General features: G+C 66.6%; 7 protein-coding genes. All 7 read left to right on the plus strand.

Going from position 1 to position 17,480, the window contains the following annotated elements; translation table 11 throughout:
* The first annotated feature begins 83 nt into the window (after positions 1-83).
* The 7 genes from VT03_RS18065 (at position 84) to pglW (ending at position 17,420) form a co-directional block, all read left to right on the plus strand.
* Entirely contained in the window at positions 84-3,224 is a 3,141-nt protein-coding gene (locus tag VT03_RS18065; RefSeq protein ID WP_156514585.1) for a protein kinase domain-containing protein, read from the plus strand.
* 85 nt (positions 3,225-3,309) lie between these two features.
* Positions 3,310-6,636 (plus strand): protein kinase domain-containing protein, encoded by a 3,327-nt coding sequence (locus tag VT03_RS18070; protein WP_075094273.1) that lies wholly within the window; start codon positions 3,310-3,312, stop codon positions 6,634-6,636.
* 254 nt (positions 6,637-6,890) lie between these two features.
* Positions 6,891-10,442: an SUMF1/EgtB/PvdO family nonheme iron enzyme gene (locus tag VT03_RS32805; RefSeq protein ID WP_231870697.1), complete on the plus strand. Its 3,552-nt coding sequence runs from the start codon at positions 6,891-6,893 to the stop codon at positions 10,440-10,442.
* Positions 10,443-10,534: 92 nt separating this feature from the next.
* Positions 10,535-11,311: an RNA polymerase sigma factor gene (locus VT03_RS18080; RefSeq protein ID WP_075094274.1), complete on the plus strand. Its 777-nt coding sequence runs from the start codon at positions 10,535-10,537 to the stop codon at positions 11,309-11,311.
* A gap of 551 nt (positions 11,312-11,862) precedes the next feature.
* Positions 11,863-12,675: an IS5 family transposase gene (locus tag VT03_RS18085; RefSeq protein ID WP_075094275.1), complete on the plus strand. Its 813-nt coding sequence runs from the start codon at positions 11,863-11,865 to the stop codon at positions 12,673-12,675.
* A 227-nt stretch (positions 12,676-12,902) separates the two neighbouring features.
* The gene (locus tag VT03_RS18090) at positions 12,903-13,136 is read left to right on the plus strand and encodes a MerR family DNA-binding transcriptional regulator (RefSeq protein WP_075094276.1); all 234 of its coding nucleotides are present in this window, start codon (positions 12,903-12,905) and stop codon (positions 13,134-13,136) included.
* 21 nt (positions 13,137-13,157) lie between these two features.
* Positions 13,158-17,420 (plus strand): BREX system serine/threonine kinase PglW, encoded by a 4,263-nt coding sequence (gene pglW, locus VT03_RS18095; protein WP_075094277.1) that lies wholly within the window; start codon positions 13,158-13,160, stop codon positions 17,418-17,420.
* Positions 17,421-17,480 lie beyond the last annotated feature (60 nt).

Here is a 17,480-nt window from a genome sequence, read left to right on the forward strand (position 1 = left end):
CGACGGCTCTCGGGCTCCCTCTCCCCCTCCGTGTCCCTCTCCAACACGACGGCCCCATCGGACGTCGACCAGAAGAGACAGCCGTGAACGATGAGGTCCTCGACCGCCTGAGCCGATTGGTCAAGGGGGTGCAGGACTGTCACGGCCTGGGGCGGTTGTCGCTCCCGGCTCTTGCCGCCGGGCCGAGCGGAGGATCGGCGAGCGGCAGCGAAGAATCGGACCCCGACGGGCCTGCGGGGGAGGCGGTTGCGGAAGTCGTTTGTTTCGGGGCCGCGATGACATGTCTCGTTCCCGCTCGGTTTCAGAAGCGGCTCCCCTTCGATCTACCGCGGGAGATCCGCTCCGCCCGCCTCGCTCTGGCGGCGCTGGGGGTCGACGACGATCCGAGGCAGATCGACCTGCACCAGATCGGAGTCCAGATCTGCGGGATCTTCGAAGTCTCCCCGGAGGACTACCGCCGCAGCGTGCGGGCGAAACGACGGGTTCCGCCGTCGGCACGAAAGATCATCGAACGCTGCTTCGGTCTCGACGGGCGATCCGGATATCGCGATGTCGCGGAGCTCCAGCAGGAGCTGTCCTCCCTCGATGCCGCGGCGGATTCGACGGTCGTTCGCGCTCCGGATCTCAGTCCGACTCCAAACCCAGGGGCGTCGTCGCCTCGAGACCTGGCGGCAGCCGAGTCGACCGCGACCGGGGGACCTTCCGGTTCAACTCGGCTTTCGCGTATCGGAACGTTTGAGCTGGAACAGCTCATCGGGCAAGGAGGGATGGGGGATGTCTACAGGGGCTATGACCGGGCTCTCCGGCGGCAGGTGGCGGTCAAGGTCCTTCCAGACGAGCTGGCTCGAAAGCCCGGCACTCTCGAGCGGTTCCAGGCTGAGGCTTCCGCGATTGCCCTCCTGAACCATCCGCACGTCATCCCGATCTATCACGTCGGCCAGGACGCGGGACGGCACTTCTTTGTGATGCCGTTCGTGGACGGGGAGTCGCTGGCGGAACGACTGAGCCGCTGCGGACGTGTTCCGATCGGGGAAGCGGTCAAGATTCTGCTGGATGTCCTCGCGGGACTCCAGGCTGCGCACGAACAGGGGCTCGTTCACCGCGACGTCAAGCCGGGAAACGTCCTCCTCCACCGTGAGACGGGCCGCGCGGTCGTGGCGGACTTCGGCCTCGTCAAATCGCTGACGGGGAGCGTCTCGCGGACCGCGACCGGCCTGGTGATCGGGACGGTCGACTATATGTCTCCCGAGCAGGGGCGGGGAGCGGGGGTCGACCTCCGCAGTGACCTCTATTCCGCGGGCGTGATGCTTTACCAGCTCCTCGCAGGACGGCTGCCGTTCAGCGCGGACAGCCCGACCGCGATGATCTTTCAGCATGTTTATGAACGGCCCGTTCCGCTCATCGGCGTCGTTTCAGACGTCCCCTACCCCCTCTGGATGATCGTTGCCCGGCTTCTTGCGAAGCGTCCCGCCGCCCGCTACCAGAGTGCTCGCGCCGTGAGCGACGATCTGGAGGCGTTTCTCGCCGGCCGCGGCCTCGCCGTGGGGGGAGACTGGCTGGATGTCGAATCCCTCTGGCGTCCCGCCACCGCCTCCGGACAGAACGCCGCCGAGACCCTCCTCATCCGCGCTCCCTCGGAGCTCGCCGCCGACCAGCTCCTCCTCCCTCCCGTCGAGGCGGCCGATCCGCCGGCGCCGGGGGGATGGCGAAAGATTCTCTCCTTCCGTCGCGGGAAGGGGCGGCGAACGCCCGGTCGCATGTCCGTGACCCAGCGGCAGGTCGAGGAGGCGGTGGCGGAGCATGAGGCCCGGCGGGATCAGGTGAGCTCGCTGGTCCGGGAGGCCGAGGAGGTCCTGGCCGAGCTCAGGATCCATGAGGGAGGACTCGAAGGGGGCTCGGGCGCTCGTCTGGTTGCCGAACAGGAAGAGCAGCTGGCGACGATGCGCCTGCAGCTGGCCCGGATCGAAGCCAATCTTCAGACGCTCGACCACCAGCGGCATCTCCTCAACGCCCGCCTGGCTGTCTCGCGGGCCCGCGCGGGGGAGGAGGGGCCGGCGGAGAGCTGGCGCCTCATCATGACGGCGGGCGGGATCGTGATCGCTGCGGCGCTCGTCATCCGCGTCGTGTTCCGTCCACCGCACCAGAGCCGCCCCACGCTCCTTGACGCCGCAACCGCCTCACGCCTCAGCCCGGACGGGGTCCCTTTGCCTCCGCGAGCCGTACCTCCAGTCTCCGGTCCCAGAACGCCGCCGAAGCTGAACGGTCCGCCTCCCCAGTTCGCGATGGACTCGCGGAAGGGAACAGCGGTTGTCGCCTCGGCTCAGCCGACCGCGTCCGGGCAGGCCGGAATTCGAGCTCCGCGGATCCTGGTCTCTGATCTGCGGCGCCGCCGGCCCGCCTTCGAGCTCCCCGGTCCTCACATCAGCCACAGTCTGACCCTCTCCCGGGGAGGGGATCTCGTCGCGTCGGCCGGCATGAATGCCGCGACGCGGCAATACGATCTGCGGGTCTGGTCTCTACTGTCGAGGGAGCTCGTCGGGCGCTATCCGATCGAGAGCCCCCGGCGGAGCTCCAGCCTGGCCTTCAGCCGGGACGGGAAGACGTTATTCGTTGTCGCCAGCGCGGTCGACAGCGTGGACCGGACGCAGACGCCGACGATCAAGGCCATCGATCTCGCGACGCAGGAGGTGAGCGAGCTCCCACGCGAGTTCTCGCTGTCTTCTCCGTATTCGGTGGCGGCTTCGCCGACTCGGGATTGGCTCCTCATCGGTGTCTCCGGGACCCGGTCGGCGGCCGATTTGTTCGATCTCCACAGCCGCACGTTTCGATGGAGCCTTCCCGTCCCCGCGGCCGAGCTGGTGATCTCCGACGATGGAACAACGGCCGCCGTGGCCTCGCTGGCGTTCTCGGTCAGCCTGTTCGACATGGCGACGCAGCGGCCGCTGGCCACGTTCGATCTGGACCGGACGGTGATCGACCGACTCCGTCTCTCGCCCGACGGAAAGAGGCTCGCCTGGGGGAGCGGCGGTCGAATCCACTATGGATCCTGGAAACGCGGAGGGGAGAACGCCGCGGCGGCAACCGCGACCGGCCCGGAGCCGCACGTTCCGGCCAAGGAGTTTGTCCCGGAGACAACCGCCGCGTTCGAGTTCGATCAGGAGTCAAATCTCTGGGCGGTCGGCCTGGATGGGGTACCGGTGCCGCTCGACGGGCTCGAATGGTGACGACGCCGGGGGGCGGGACGGGGGAGCGCGATTCGACGCCGGAGGGGAAACGCGAGATGGTGGCCGAAACATCGTGGGGGAGCGAATGACTCAGGAACCGGAAACACCGCCCGGAGGCGAAGCGTCGACGGATGACGGCCACCGTCGTCGGTCCCGTCGTCTCGTCGATCTGGCGAACGCCCCTACGGTTCCTCCGGAAGACAAGGGGGGCGAGTCTCCGTCCCGGGACGGAGGCGGGGCCAGGAGGTCCCCACCGGAGGCTGCCGAGCCGTCCGGTTCCGAACCGGTTGAGTTTCGCCCGGGAGACCGTCTGGGGGGCTACGAGATCGGGGAACTCGTCGGTCGCGGAGGAATGGGAGACGTCTACCGCGCCACCGACCTCGCCCTGCGGAGGAAAGTCGCCATCAAGATTCTTCCAGCCGAGCTGGCCCGCCAATCCGAGTTTGTCCATCGGTTCTACGCCGAGGCGTCCGCGGCGGCCCGTCTGTCGCATCCCCACATCATTCGGATCTATCAGATCGCCGAGGAACAAGGGCGGCATTTCTTCGTCATGCCGTTCGTCGAAGGGGGCTCGCTGGCGGGACGGCTGCGCCGGGAAACCCGACTTGCGATCCCCGAGGCGTCCCGCCTCGTCTCCGAAATCCTCGACGGACTGGGGGCCGCCCACGCCCAGGGAATGATCCACCGGGACATCAAGCCGGGAAACATTCTGCTTGATCGGCACAGCCGGGCGGTCGTCGCCGACTTCGGACTGGTCAAACTGCTCGCCGAAGGTGGGGGTGGCCGGGGAGGAGGAGGCGGAGGACAGCGGACGATCACCGGCGTGATCCTGGGGAGTGTCGACTACATGTCTCCCGAGCAGGGGCGGGGGCAGCCGGTCGACGGGCGGTCCGACCTCTATTCGGTCGGGGTCCTCCTCTATCAGATGCTGTCCGGGTCTCTCCCGTTCAGCGCCGACAGCCCGACGGGGATGATCTTCCAGCATGTTTACGAGAAGCCGGTGCCGCTCCCCAAGCGGGTCCCCGAGGTCTTGCCCGCGCTGTGGGCCGTCGTGGCTCGGCTCCTCGCCAAAAACCCTGCGAAGCGTTACTCCAGTTCCGCAGCCGTCCTCGATGACCTCGTCGCCTGCCGCGAAAACAGGCCGCTCCCATCCGGCACACATACGCAGGACTTCGACGAATTCTGGCGCCCGTTGCGGACAATCTCGCGGCAGGGGCAGAGCGGATTGCTCGTCTGCGAGCCGGAGTTCGCCGCCGACCCGGTCGTTCCGGACGGTCTGCAGCTTCGCTGGTGGCAAAAACTTCTCAAGCCCCTCGTCGACGCGTGGCGGGCACGGAGCCCCGCCTTCCTGGACCGCCTCTCGAAAACGCAGCGGCAAGTCGATTCCGCGGTCTCGGAGTACGCCGCGCGGGCCAAACAGCTCCGCGCCTATGTCCGGGAAGCGGAGAGCATCCTGGGCGATCTCCGCTCCCAGCAGCCCCACACGTCGGAAGTCGAGGCGATTGCCCAACTGGTTTCGAACCAGGAGGAGCAGCTCGCCGCGATGCAGCTCCGGCTGGCCCGGATCGAGACGACGCTGGAGACGCTCCGCAGCCAGCGGGATCTGCTCGACGCCCGGTTGGAGGCGGCGCACCGCCGTCTCGGGCGGACGGGCGCCCGCCGCAGCGTCCGTCGTATCGCGGGACTGGCGGGAATAATCCTTGCCGCGTCCGGGATCGGAGCCGTCGTCGTGAACGGGATCCTCTTCCGATTGGCGTTGCGGGAACACCCGCGGCCCGCCGTGGCGCCGGTCGTCCCGTCTTCGGGGCCGGCGGCGATCCCGTTCACCACGAAAGTCCTCGCGTCCCCGGCGGCTTCGCACCGGCTCTCTCCCGCTGTCATCGGCGAGATGGCCGGGCTGCATTTCGATTCGGGCAAAGCCTGGATCCTGAACCGCGGCGGACTGCACTCGCTTGCGGTCTTCGATGGGCCGGACCCCGCAATCGCCACCGACGCCGGTCTCTCCGCCGGGAGCTGGCGGCTCCCTCCCAACACGGGACTGGCGGTCCGCGATCCCGTGCCCGACCAGTCCCCCGCGGTGCCGGAGATCGAGCTCCGCGACCTCAGCCTGTCCCGGAACATCCGCATCGGCCTGGACGGCCTGACCGGCTTCCGAGCCGGTCGGATCGATGCCAATCCGATCGGGCTGGCGGGAGTCGGCCGTCGCGGCTCCGAATTCGCTCTCCTGGAGGCGAGCCCCACCGGATCTCCCCGCCTCCGGCCGCTCGCCGCTTCTCCTCAGCTCGACGGTCTGGCGGTCTCGGCCTCCGGGACTTGGATTGTTGGCCGCGATGAGGGCGGGTTCCTGACGGCCCTCCGGGCGGCCAATGTGTCCGAGCCTTCCGAGTCCAGGCGGTTTCCCGCGCCGACCGATCTGTTCGCGCTGGCCCCGGCGACGGACGTGGCGGCGGTCGCGGGGAAGGGCGCCTCGACCGTGGCGCTCTGGGACATGGCCCGGGGGCGAACCCGGGCGGAACTGGATTGTCAGGCCAAGGTGCAGCGCCTGGCCTTCGACGCAACGGCCCGCAAGCTCGCCGTCGCCTCGGCCGACCGCGTTCGAATCTGGGATCTCCAGCTCGGCTTCCTCCGGATCGTCCTCCCCGTCGCGGACTGCCGGGAGCTGGCGTTCGCCCTCGACGGCGAGTCGTTGGCGACGCTTCAGGCGGACGGGACGCTCCAGGTCTGGCCCACCCTCTTCCCCTCCTTCACACTGGACCGCCAGGGGGGGGCGACGGGGAGTCCAAACGCCTCTCCGACTTCCAAGTCGCCGAAAGTCTTGATTTCGAAGGAGGGATACCGGCTGACCCTCGACAAGGACCTGGGAGTCCGGCTGCTTCACGGCAGAACGGGTCAGGTGCTGGTCCGTTACGGCCATCTCTCGGGGCCGATTTCGGTCGCCCTGTCACCAGACAACCGCCGCGTGGCGATCGGCACCATGACGAGGGCTGCCGGCTCAGCGATCGAAGTGTTCGATTTCTTTTCCGGCCGGCGCCTCGTCCGGACCCGGGACTTCCCCGGCGGACCGAACGATCTCGATTTCTCTCCGGATGGGAAAACCCTGGTGTCGTGCGGCGAGGGGGTCGTCCAGATCTGGGACGCGGCTGCCCTCGTCGAGCGCGTTCGCGCTTCGAAGATGTTCGGAACGCGGTGTCGTTTCTCGCCCGACGGCGAATGGGTCGTCGCATTCGACACCGGCCAGCTCCAGCGTTCGAACGTCGTCCTGGCGCGGACCGGAGAGCAGCTCCTGCAGCTGACGCAGACCCCCGTCGACTGGGCGTTCGAAACGCCGGACGGCCGGGGTGATCCGACCTTCGGCCGGTGGCGAACGATTGCCTCCTCGCCTGCACCGCCTCCCTCGAAGGATCTCCCGTGACGAACCTCCGCGACTCCCGGCCGGGAATTCTTCTCCTTCTGCTGCTCCTTGGAGTGACCGGAGGATGCAGCCAGCCGGTCTCCGCTCCGGATGCGGCCTCGGCGGCGAAACGGGACGTATCCTCTTCCGCGACCGTGGCTCCGTCTTCCGCCAAGGCTCCGCGGCCCTCGCCTTCGGCGTCACCGTCCGGCCCTGCGCTCGCTTCATCTGCCTCCCCGCCTGCCCCTCCCCATCCGGGACTCGCCGAGTTGAAGGTGGTCCGGCAGCACTACGAGGCACAGGGCTCCCGCTCCGCCCCCTTTGCCGCCACGCTGCGCAAGGCGTCCCGTCATCTCGACGACATTCCTCCGGCATCGGGAGACGAGCCGCTCCAGTGGCGGAAAATCACGCTGCCGGAGGTTCCGGGGGCCGGCGAAGAGGCCGTGAGCCGTCCCTTCGGCGGATTCCGATTTCGCTCGCCGCTCTCTGAGCCCGCGGATCTCTACTGGGCGTTCAGCGGGACGGATTCGGATGTCCGCTGGTACATCCTTCCGGATCAGGGAACGATGGAGGGATTCAAGGACTTCGACCTCGACTGGCGTGTCCAGATCCCCGAAGTCCCTCTCATCCGGGATAACACGCTGTATCTGCAGGAGCTGAGCGGTGGAGCGATTCTGCCGGGACGGGAGTACATCATCTGGCTGGCGGGACCGCGGGGCCGGCCGGCGATTGACGTCCACTGCGCACTCCGGATCGTTCCTGCCGGCACGCATCGTCCCGACGCTGACGCCGTCGAGCTCGCGCGGCACCTCGACCTGACGTACGGCTACCAGACCTTTCCCGATACCCCCGAAGGGCTCCTGGCCGCGACCGCCTCGTTGAGCGAACTCTATGGGGAGGATGTCGCGCGGATCGACGTCACCCGTCGAATTCTGCAGCCGGTTCTCCACCGGCTTCCGCAAGCGGAGGTGACAGCCGATCGTCGCCCCCCCTGGACCCGGGTCGCCTCTCTCGCCCCGAAATTCGCGGCCCTCCGCTTCCGATCGAACCTCAAGGTTCCCGCCCGGCTCGTCCTCGCTTACGTGGTCGAACAGGAACCGCTTCGGTGGGGACTCCTGCCGCCCGATGGCTATCCAACCGGCTCCGTGACGACGCACCTGGAAGTGAACTGTCCGCTGCCGGAGACCGTCGCGCCCGCGGAGAACCTGGCAGTGTTCGCCACCCTGCCTCATGACGCCATCCTCCCCGGCCAGGAGTACGTCCTCTGGTTCAGTTCGCCGTGGGGCATCCTTCCCCCCTTTGACGTCTCGCTGGGGCTGATCGCGGAGACGGACGAGTCCCTCCCGGCCACGACAGCAGAAATCGCCCGGACGCTGGGCCTCTCCCTTCCGGAGAGCGTCTCTCCGGATCGCATTGCAGCCGCTCTGCGGCGCTGCCAGTCGCTCGTTCGGGAGGAGCGGACAGAGGGGCTCACGTTCCGCTGGCTGCTGGACTTCGTCCGGCCTTCCCTGCCGCCGCTTTTCGAATCCGAAAAGCCGTCGTCCTGGAGTGCTTTGAGGCCCGGGCCTGACGAACCGCAGTTTGCCGCCTTTCGCGTCGACGTCCCGGAGTCTTCGCAGCTGATCTGCGGGCTGGCGAGCGGCCTCAAGGATGACCTGCGGTGGGGCTTCGTCGAGGAGGCGGGCCACGTGTGGGGCAACGCGGCGTCGGCCGAAATGATCAGGCATGACGTTCGTCTTGAAGGGGTTGCCCTCCCGGAGACCAACACGCTGCTGCTCGAGAGCGGCGTGGCGGGAAGCGGGCCGCGGGGCCGTGTGTTCTTCGTCTCGGCCGCCCGGGACAATCGCCTCGAGGCCTGGCTCAAGGGGACCGCCTCTCCGGCCCCGGCGGGCGGTCCGCCGCGCGACTTTGCGGAGACGGCGAAGCACCTTGGCCTGCACCTCGAGCGCGCGGTCCCGTTCGGCAAGCGGGTGGCGACGCTCGAAACGTCCCTGCTGGAGATGTCGTTCCTCAACCCCCGGGAGCTCGCGGCATCCGGCGCCGACGGCGTGCTGCGCGTCCTCGACATTCAGACCGGCAAAGCAGTTCGGGAGTCCGCGGCCGCTCCCGGGGAGACGCGGATTACGGACATCGATCGGACCGGGGGCCGGATCGTGGTCCGCGACAGCGGCATGGTCGCCACGGTTTACGACGCGAGTCTCCAGCCGCTGTCGTCAATCCCGCTGTCCTCGACCTCCCGGCACACCGCCTTCGCCTTCTTTCACGGTGGAGAGCGTCTTGCCGGCTTCTTCTCCACGCCTCGAAGCGTTTACGGACAGGAGCTTTCGGTCTGGAACGCCGGCACCGGGGAACTGCTGGAGAGCCGCCGGTTCGGCTCGGAGGCCTATCTTGTGGACGTCTGTGGGACTTCGGCCCACGGGCCGCTGGTCGTCAGCCTGATGGACAGGAGTGCCTCGACGGTGGGCTCCCGGACGGATGACGAGAGACGATTCCTGGGGCGGATCAGCTTCCTCGACGCCCAGACGTTCGAGGAGACCCGGATCTTCGCCGAGCCGGGAGCGGTCTGGACGCATTGCCGGACCTCGGCGGATGGAACGCGACTCTTTGGCCTGGAGGACACGGGGCTGCTGCGCTGGTGGGCGATCCCTCCGGGAGATCTGACCGGCGGAGCGGGGCAACCCCTGGGGACGTTCATCAGCCTGGAGCAGCCGAAGGGAATGTCGGTCTCGGCGGACGGCCGTGTCGTCGCAACGTTGGCGCAGCGCGGAGCGATCCAGGTGTGGGATGTCGCCCGAGCGCGGCTGCTCGCCTGGTGGATGCCCGACGGAGCCCTGCCGACCAGTCTGGCCCTTTCGCCCGACGGTCGGACGCTGGCGATCGGCAGCGATGACCAGCAGCTCTGGACGGCCGAGATCCCTGTTCCCCTGGAGGAGGCGAATCCCGACGCCTGTTTCGGCGTCCTGACGGACTCGATCGGGGTCCAGCTCGTTCATCTTCCGGCGGGCCGGTTTCCCATGGGAAGTCTCGACTCGAAACGGTACCCGAACAACCGGACCATGACGCAACCCAATCAGAAGCCGCAGCGCGTCGTAACGATTTCAAAACCCTTCCGCATCGGCGCGCACGAAATCACGGTCGGCCAGTTCCGGAAGTTCGTCGAAGCGACCGGATACAAGACGTCGGCCGAGACCTCCGGGCGCGGGGGCTCTCACTTCTTTCCCGGGGAGAAGCATGAGAGGCAGGACGTCTCGCTGACGTGGAAGAATCCGGGCTTCGAACAGGCCGATGATCACCCCGTCGTCCAGGTGTCCCTTCGCGACGCGGAGGCGTTCTGCACGTGGCTCAGCGCGCGAGAGAAGGCGAAGTACCGTCTCCCGACCGAGGCCGAATGGGAGTACGCCAGCCGCGGCGGGACCGACACGCTCCTCCCCGGAGGCGATTTCGTCGGGCTTCTCGAGCGGACGGCGAACGTGGCCGACCGGAGCTACCTGGGAATCAATCCGGCGGCGGACTGGACGAAATCCTGGGAGGACGGGTTTGGCAACACCGCGCCCGTCGGAAGTCTGATTCCCAACGGTTTCGGCCTGTATGACATGATCGGCAACGTGTGGGAGTGGTGCTCGGACTACTACGATCCGGCCTATTACACCTACGGCCCGGCGGTCGATCCGCCCGGACCGCCCAGCGGAAAGAGCCACAGCCAGCGTGGGTGCGGATTCACGTTCCATGCCTCCATGGCCTACTCCGCCTTCCGCGATCACGGCAGGGCGGACAGTGCGCAAAGTGTTCTGGGATTTCGAGTCGTCCGCGAGATCCCCGCCCCCTGACGATCGGGGGTCAAGTTGACACCGGTTCATAAACAGAGCACAGTCAGACGCGGAGAAATCGTGGCTTTTACCGGCGTCCGCCGTTCTGTCTCATGGCCTTTCCCGACACACAGCTGACGCTCATTCAGCGGCTGGTGTCTTTCCGGAAAGAGGAGGACTGGAAGCAGTTTTTTGAAGACTACTGGGGAGCCGTGCTACGGTTCGCGAGACGGTCCGGGAGTCTCAGTCTGGCGGACGCCGAGGAGGTAGCTTCCGACACGATGCAGATTCTGGCCGACGGCGCGCTCCTGGCGCGGTGGACCGACAACCGGGCGGCGAAGCTCAGGACGCTTCTTTGCGCCGTCGTGCGAAACGTGCTGGCGAACCGTTCGAGAGCCGTTCGGAGTCGGGAGGCCGCTCTGGCGGAGTACCGGGACGAGCTGCTGCGGCAGGAGGTCATCCCGCCGGCGACCGATGGCGACCAGTTCTACGCCGCCTGGGCCGAACACCTCGTCCACGCGTCCGTCGAGTCGCTGATGCAGGACTACCATGCCACGGGCCGGGGCGACTATTTTCGAGCTCTCTACAGCCGAATCTGCGAGAACCTTACGATTGCGGAGATCGCCGAGGCGCTGGAACTCCCTCAATCGACTGTTGAGAACTATCTCCGCCACGGTCGGCAGCGGCTGATGGAACGGTTGGAGAACAAATTGCGCGAGCATGTCGAACGCTACTCGACGCCAACGAACGCGACCGACGAGTTTCAGGCCGAATGGCGTCATCTCGGCCGTCATCTTGGCGAGCGAGGTGGAATTGAAGGAGCGATCCAACGGGCTTATGCAGGTTTGATGAATTCGCGCTCGTCTTCGCTGAGTATGCCGGCTGGGTGACCTTGGCCCACGCCAGGAGACAAGTGGCCGCACAAGTCTCCAAATGCATTGTGCCACGACATCTGAAGAAAACGCGCGCGCCCGAGCGGAGACCGGAAGGGGATGACGGGGCCGTCGGTTCCGTAGGCGACTTGTTTCACCCGGCTTCGAATCTCGAAATGTTGAGCCGGAGAAGGTTACGATCACGAGCAAGAACCGCAAGTGATCGCAATCTACCGCATCGAATCTCAGGGAATACGGTATTCATCGATCTCGATCCGGTAGTTACCGGCGCGTACTCGACTCTTTCTGATGGGGGCGCAGGGAGCGTTTGACCACCAACGATCTCACTGCACGGTAATTGGAACAGAATGCCGGAGCGACGAACTCAAGGCTCTGCCATCGTTCGACGATGTGGCGCGCCTAAGACTCCGCGGCGCGCCAAAAACTGCAACGTGCAGACGGTCCGAATATCGGTAGCCAAAACGCACTCAGGCCTCAAAAAGCCAGCGTCGCCCTACGGCTAGAGCCGGTTGTGGATTTTTGTCATGGCCTGGCGCTAGTTTGCGTCGATGGATAAGCCACGGAAGGTCTATCCCAGCGATGTCAGCGACGAAGAGTGGGAGTTCGTCGTTCCCTATCTCACTCTCATGAGGGAGGACGCCCCTCAAAGGGAGCATTCCCTGCGGGACGTCTTCGACGCCCTCCGCTGGTTGGTCAAGACCGGCGGTCAGTGGCGATATCTCCCCGGAGACTTCCCTCCCTGGCAGGTCGTCTATCAGCAGGCCAGAAGATGGGTGACTGCCGGCGTTTTCGAGGCCATCGTCCATGATGTCCGGGAACTGCTGCGTCTGACGGGAGATCGGAAGGCGAGTCCCTCGGCGGTCATCCTCGACGCCCGAACGATCCAGTCGACGCCGGAGAGCGGATCGCGAGCGGGGTACGACGGACACAAGCGGCGGAACGGCTCCAAGGTCCACGCCGCTGTGGATACGCTCGGTCATCTCCTGGCTCTGACGGTGACACCCGCCAGCGAGCAGGAGCGGGCTCAGGTGGCCGAGCTGGCAGAACAGGTCCAGCAGGCAACGGGGCAAACCGTGACGCTGGCCTATGTCGACCAGGGATACACGGGGGAGGCCCCAGCCGAGGCGGCTCGCGCGAAGGGAATCGACCTGGAGGTGGTGAAGCACACCGAGGCCAAGAAGGGCTTCGTTCTACTGCCTCGGCGATGGGTGGTGGAACGAACCTTCGGGTGGCTGGCCCGCTTCCGACGTCTGGCCCGGGACTACGAACGTCTCGGCTCCACGCTGGCCAGCTGGCACTGGCTGGCCTTCGCTACTCTCATACTCCGCAGAATGATGAATCTCGTTGCCGATAGTGCATAACAGGCTCTAGGTCAACCGACCTTCGCACAGAGCACATGCATGCCGGACGGGATCACTGGTGAAGAACAAGGGCTCCGCGGTCACAAGGTTCATTGCAGTTTCCCTTCTCGAGTGAGAGTGATTGGAGCGATGGTCGCCGGGCAATTGTCGCCCTGGCGCCTGCTTGGTAAGGTTTGGCAGAGTTGTCGTCTGTGCTACGGGGCGCGTCGGGGCCGGGAGTTCCAGCGATGGAGAGACTCGACGGTTATCTGCGAATCAAGGACGCCGCCGCGTTTCTTGGCGTTTCCCCGAATACCCTCCGCAACTGGGGGCGAGACGGGAAGGTCCCGGAGCATCGCCACCCAGTGAATAACTACCGTCTCTACAAGGAGACCGAGTTATCACGACTGCTCCGACTGGCGGAACAGCGGCCGAAGTCCGCCCCCGTCCATCGGTCCCCTGTCGCTCACCGCCCGGGATGAACAGCCGAGTCACATTTCAAGATGGCAGCAACCACGAACTGGCAGGCGAATTCGGTGTCGAGGTACTCCTGGGAGCAGGAAGCCCTCGAGTTCGTCCGCGCCCAGTTTCCCCGCGATGAGCCCTATCGCGCCTGGTCGAACTTCGAATTCATTGCCGATGACGGCAGCATCAACGAGGTCGACCTGCTGGTCTTCACGCCGGCCGGCCTGTTCCTGATTGAGATCAAGAGCCACCTCGGGCGACTGACGGGTGACGCCGGAACCTGGACGTGGATCCACGAGGGCCGGCACAAGGTCGTCGACAACCCGCTGAACGCCACCAATCTCAAGGCCAAAAGGCTCCGGTCTCTGCTGGAGCGGCAGAAGGCGTTCAAGAAGGGACGAGTCCCGTTCATCGAGCCGCTTGTCTTCTGCTCCGGCCCGCAGCTTCAGATCGAACTGGAAGGGAACGCCCGTCTGCGCGTCTGCCCCCGGGACCGGCCAAAAACTGACACCAGTGATCCGCGGCCGGGCATCATGGCGGCGATCCTTCGCCGGGAGTGTCCCGGGCTCGAAGGACCGGCCAAAGGGACGCACGACAAGCCCACGGCGAAGCTCGTCGCCCAGGCCATGGATCAGGCCGGGATCCGCGTGACGCGCCGGCACCGCACGGTCTACGACTGCGAGCTGACGAAGACCATCGGCGACGGCCCGGGCTACCAGGACTGGGAAGCCCACCACACCCAGTCGAAGGACGTCATCCGCCGGGTGCGGCTCTACCTGGTCCGGGAGGGCGCCACGGCCGAAGAGCGGCAGATGCGCGAACGGGCCGCCCTCCGCGAGTTCCAGCTCCTCGAGACCCTGCAGCACCCCGGCGTCCTCCGGATTTACGGCTACACCGAGCACGAAGTCGGCTCCGCCCTGATCTTCGAGCACGACCCCGTCAGCATCCGTCTCGACCACTTCCTCCGCTTCCGGGCGGATTCCCTCAGCTTCGATGTGCGGCTCGATCTCGTCCGGCAGCTCGCCGAGGTGGTTCGGTTTGCGCACGACAAACGCGTTGTCCACCGCGCCCTCTGTCCGCAGAGCATTCTAGTCACCGCGGCAGCAAGCGAGCGCCCTCGGCTGAAGGTCTTCAACTGGCAGGTCGGATATCGGGAAAGCTCGTCCTTGGCGGGAGCCTCTCCGCCCGTCTCCGCGACGTCGCATATGGATCGGCTGGTCGATCGGGCCGGCACGCCTTACATGGCCCCCGAGGCCCTCAGCGGCGACGCCATTGGAGAGCACCTCGATATCTTCTCGCTCGGAGCCATCGCCTACCACATCTTCTCCGGCCAGCCGCCGGCGACGGACGCCATCGAGCTCGGCAACAGGCTGCGGGATACAACCGGCCTGCAGATCAGCTCGGTGCTCAACGGGGCGGGGGAGTGGCTGCAGTTGTTGATCCAGGAGGCGACGCATCCCGTCGTCCTCAACCGCACCGACTCGGTCGCCCAGTTCCTGGAGACTCTCGACGAGGTCGAAGAAGAGCTGACGGCTCCCGACCACGAATACGGCGACGATCCCACGCGAGCCACGGCCGGCGACATCCTCCCCAGTGGCTATCGCGTCGTCCGGCGGATCGGGCAGGGCTCCACCTGCGTCGCGCTGCTGGTCGAGAAGGAGGGACAGGATTACATCCTGAAGGTCGCCAACGCCCCGGAGCAGAATGCCCGGGTCAAGGACGAAGCGGATGTCCTCGGCAGACAACTCCGCCATCCGCACATCGTCGAGTGGATCCGGACGATCGAGCTCGGCGACCGGATGGGAATCCTGCTCCGGCCGGTGTTCGCCGACAGGGAAAAGAAGTCCATCGAGACCCTCGGCAAGCGGGTCCGGGACGAAGGTCCCCTGCAGATCGATCTGCTGCACCGCTTCGGCGAGGATCTGCTGGGCGTTGTGACCCACCTCGAAGAACAGGGGATCCCGCACCGGGACATCAAGCCCGAGAACATCGCCATCGGCATGGTCGGCCGGGGACACAAGCTGCACCTGGTCCTCTTCGATTTCTCGCTGTCGCGGACCCTGCCCGAGAACATCCGCGCCGGGACCGAGGCGTATCTCGATCCGTTTCTGCCGCTGCGAAAGCCCGCCCCACCCCGCTGGGACCTGCATGCCGAACGCTATTCCGCCGCGCTGACTCTCTACGAGCTGGCGACCGGGCAGCTTCCGCAGTGGGGGGACGGCAAGTCGGCCCCGTCGCAGCTCAGCCCGACGGTCGAGATCACGCTCGACCCCGAGAAGTTCGATCCCGGCCTCCGCGAGCCCCTGATCGGCTTCTTTCGCCAGGCGCTCCGCCGCAACATCGCCGAGCGGTTCGACAACGCCGAGGAAATGCTCCAGGCGTGGCGCGACTGCTTCCGCAAGGTTGACCAAGTGGGTGGATCCGACGACCCGGGGGGGAAGGCGGAGCTCGCGCAGCGGCTCGTGGAAGCGACGTTCAACACCCCCATCACCGAACTCGGCCTCGGGACGCGGGCCACCAACGCTCTCGACCGGGCGAACATCCTGACGGTCGCAAACCTGCTGACGATCTCTCCCGCCCGGCTGCAGCGGCTGAAGGGGGTCGGCCACAAGACCCGGCGCGAGATCCTCGCCGCGGTCCGGATCCTCCGGGAGAGACTCGGCCGGCCCGCGGTGGACGAAGAGGCCCCCGTCATCGAACCGGATCCGCCGGTCGATCCGCTCGCCACCGCGGCGATCAGCGTCGACCTGCTGGCCGATCGGCTGCTCAAGACCGCCTCGCGTGAAGGAGACACCGTCACGCAGGTGGTGCGGTCGCTGCTTGGCTTGGGCGAGTCCGGCACCTGGCCCGCCCAGGCCGACATCGCGCGGTCCGTCGGCGTCACGCGGGCGCGGGTCGGACAGGTTGTCAGCAAGCTGCAGGAGCGCTGGTCCAACGACCCCGCCCTGACACGGCTGCGGACCGATATCGAGGGGCTCCTTGCCAGCCAGGGAGGGGTCATGACGATTCCCGAACTGGCCGACGCGATTCTCGTGGCGCGGGGCTCGCTCGCCGAAGAGCCGCTCCGGACCACCCATGCACGTGGAGTTCTGCGGGCGGTCCTCGAAGTCGACCGAACGCTGGCCGAGCCGAAACTCGTCGTGCGCCGCAGTGGAGAGCAGGTCGTCGTGGCCCTCTCCGCCGAACTCCTGTCGTGGGCCGAAAAGCTCGGGACGCTCGCCGATGAGCTGGCTGCCGAAGATCCCCTGGCCGCATCGCCCCGGATCGTGCAGCGCCTGCGGGAAGCTCCGGCTCCGGCCGATATCGACATTGCGGACACCCGCCTGGTCCGGCTTGCCGCAGCCGTCTCGCAGACGGCGGCGGTCTCCAGCCGTCAGGAGCTCTATCCCTGCGGGATGCCGGCGCTCCGGGCGCTCAAGCTGTCGCAGGGGGCGATCTTCGGCGTGAACGTGCTGACAATCCCTCTGATCCGCGAACGGGTCGGCAGCCGTTACCCCGACGCGGCCCCGCTTCCCGATCGGCCGCAGCTCGACGAACTGCTGCGGGAAGCCGGCTTCGAGTTTGAGTGGGATCCCGTCCTCAAGGAGGGACAGGGGGCCTACACGTCGAAAGGTCCCGGGCCGGACTCCGGCTCGACCGGAAGCATCTCGACCAGTCGGCGTCCGACGTTACCGGGTCGGGGCGAACCGGGAGTCGTCACTCCGGAAGAAGCCGATGCCCGGCAGTTCGAGGAGAAGCTCCAGCGGGCACTCGCCGACGGGGCGTTCCTTTGCCTGCAGGTCCCTCTGAAGCACTTCGACTCGGCGCGGGAGAAGATCTGCGAGCGGTTCCCAAACGATGTCGAGGTAGTCGATCTCGAAGAGGTGTTGCTCGACGCCCTGCAGGAGGTTGTCGTGAAGGCCAGGGTCGACTGGGAACTCGTGCTGAAGACCGACGCTGCGCCGAACCAGGGAGACTGGGACAAGCTGCTGATGTTGGTCGGCCGGGCGATGCCGGCGGTGGAGGCGCGGCTGCTGCAGGCGAAACAGACGATGCTCGTGCTCTATGCGGGGCTGCTCGCGCGGTATGGGCAGATGGATTTCCTGAGCCGTTTGTCACAGAAGGTCGGCCGGCAGAACGGCATTCCGGGTCTGTGGCTCCTGCTCGCTGGGGAGCAGCCGCTCCTCGACGGCAAGTCGGTCCCCCTGATCGGCCCCGGCCAGCGGGCCAGGATCCCGCAGAGCTGGATCAGGGCCGGCCTTCGGGAGACCGAGCGGGGAGTGGCCGGGGCCGGACCAACCGGAAGCACCGGTGAATCGTGATTCAGCCACAGAGAACACAGAGAGCCGATATGCCGATGAACCCTACTGTGGACATCCTGT

Source organism: Planctomyces sp. SH-PL14, assembly GCF_001610835.1.
Taxonomy (GTDB): Bacteria; Planctomycetota; Planctomycetia; order Planctomycetales; family Planctomycetaceae; genus Planctomyces_A.

What these genes read in the sequence shown, in the direction of transcription:
- VT03_RS18070 (WP_075094273.1), top strand. Translation starts at nt 3,310, where the DNA reads ATGACTCAGGAACCGGAAACACCGCCCGGAGGCGAAGCGTCGACGGAT.
- VT03_RS18080 (WP_075094274.1), top strand. Translation starts at nt 10,535, where the DNA reads ATGGCCTTTCCCGACACACAGCTGACGCTCATTCAGCGGCTGGTGTCT.
- VT03_RS18085 (WP_075094275.1), top strand. Translation starts at nt 11,863, where the DNA reads ATGGATAAGCCACGGAAGGTCTATCCCAGCGATGTCAGCGACGAAGAG.
- VT03_RS18090 (WP_075094276.1), top strand. Translation starts at nt 12,903, where the DNA reads ATGGAGAGACTCGACGGTTATCTGCGAATCAAGGACGCCGCCGCGTTT.
- pglW (WP_075094277.1), top strand. Translation starts at nt 13,158, where the DNA reads ATGGCAGCAACCACGAACTGGCAGGCGAATTCGGTGTCGAGGTACTCC.